Origin of the sequence: Mesorhizobium sp. M2A.F.Ca.ET.067.02.1.1, assembly GCF_004023285.1 — a bacterium.
In the GTDB taxonomy this organism is placed as follows: Bacteria; Pseudomonadota; Alphaproteobacteria; order Rhizobiales; family Rhizobiaceae; genus Mesorhizobium.
Window position 1 is genome coordinate 1 of sequence record NZ_RZSB01001440.1, and the last position, 435, is coordinate 435.

The following is a 435-nucleotide window of genomic DNA, read 5'->3' on the forward strand; positions in this document are numbered from 1 at the left end:
GCGCACAGGCGGCGGTGACTTCAGCCACCTCGTTGCGAACGCGCGTGGCGATCTGTTCCGGCGTCTCTGCCGGCGCCGGCTGCGACGCAGCAATCTGTGCATCGACAGCGGCGATATCCGCCTCGATAGCCTTGAAGCGGATTTCCTGCTCGGCGGTCAGCTTGCCGTCGGTTTCCTTGTCCGCGGTTGCGGTCAACGCCGTCGCTTCCGCCTTCAGGGCGGCACGCTGGCGCTGCAGAAAGTCAGCGAACTTGGTCATCGCTGGTTCTCCTGTTTTGCCGGGTGACATTGACACGCTCGCGGTCGCGCGCCCGGTGCCGCGCTGCCGCCGTGTTTCAAAATGTTTAAAGAAGCGCCGCCCGGGCGCTGGACGAGGAGCGGCCGCGGCCGCGCTGCAGGCGCGTCACGAGCTGGTCAAGGGTTTCGATGCGGTCG

1 protein-coding gene is annotated in these 435 nt (G+C 66.4%); it reads right to left on the minus strand.

The genetic code is table 11. The features are described 5' to 3' along the window. Positions 1 to 289 (minus strand): hypothetical protein (locus EOA28_RS38240; RefSeq protein ID WP_210215001.1); only part of this gene is annotated, 289 nt, incomplete at its 3' end. Positions 290 to 435 lie beyond the last annotated feature (146 nt).